This window comes from Actinomadura soli, assembly GCF_005889715.1.
In the GTDB taxonomy this organism is placed as follows: domain Bacteria; phylum Actinomycetota; class Actinomycetes; order Streptosporangiales; family Streptosporangiaceae; genus Spirillospora; species Spirillospora soli.
On the sequence record NZ_VCKW01000589.1, the window covers coordinates 1 to 898 of the forward strand.

Here is an 898-nt window from a genome sequence, read left to right on the forward strand (position 1 = left end):
TCGGTGGGGCGGCGATGTTCCAGGGCCTCGCGGAGCTGGGCGCGGCCCCGGTGGATGCGGGACCGGACGGTGCCGAGCTTGACGTTGAGGGTCGCGGCGATCTCCTCGTAGGAGAGCCCCTCGATGTCGCACAGGACGACCGCGGCGCGGTATTCGGGGACGAGGTCGTCGAGGGCGCGCTGGATGTCGGCGTCCAGGTGCCGCTCGTCGTAAGCCTGGGCGGGGGACGGCTCGCGGCCCTGCAGGCGTTCGGCGGCGTCGTCGCCGAGGGCGTCGAAGCGGATGCGCTGCTTGCGGCGTGCGCGGTCGAGGAAGAGGTTCGTGGTGATGCGGTGCAGCCAGCCCTCGAACGTGCCCGGGGTGTAGGAGGACAGGGATCGGAAGACCCGGATGAAGACGTCCTGGGTCAGGTCTTCGGCGTCATGCCGGTTGCCGGTCAGCCGGTACGCCAGCCGGAACACTCGCGTCGAGTGCTCGCTGACGATCTCCTCCCACGTCGGCGGGGTCCACGCCATAGCGCCTGCGCTCACCACTACCCCCGTCTGATACTGAATCGTTACGGCCAAGCATGCCGGTACCCAGATAAGAGCCGTGTAAGAAGCGCGCGGCGTGGCCGGATCAGGCAATCCGCCAGTGTGATCCATTTCATTGGACTGGATGACAATAAGGATTGAGTTCGCCGTCCCCCGGCATGCAGGATCGGGAGCTATCCGCCCCGACATGCGAGGACCGTGGCATGGTGCGCAGCTACAACCCGGCCGACCTGCTGGAGATCATGACCGCGGCCGCGCCGGCCCGTCCCGCGCTGGTCGCGGGGGCAGAGCGGCGGACGTTTGCGCAGCTCAACGAGCGTGCCAACCGGGTCGGACGGCATCTGGCGGGGGCGGGAGTGCGGGCC

General features: G+C 68.8%; 1 protein-coding gene. It reads right to left on the reverse strand.

Features of this window, described 5'->3' with window-relative positions; all coding sequences use genetic code 11:
* A partial coding sequence (gene sigE, locus ETD83_RS42015; protein ID WP_230421550.1) for an RNA polymerase sigma factor SigE occupies window positions 1-515 on the reverse strand: 515 nt, incomplete at its 3' end.
* Window positions 516-898: the final 383 nt, after the last annotated feature.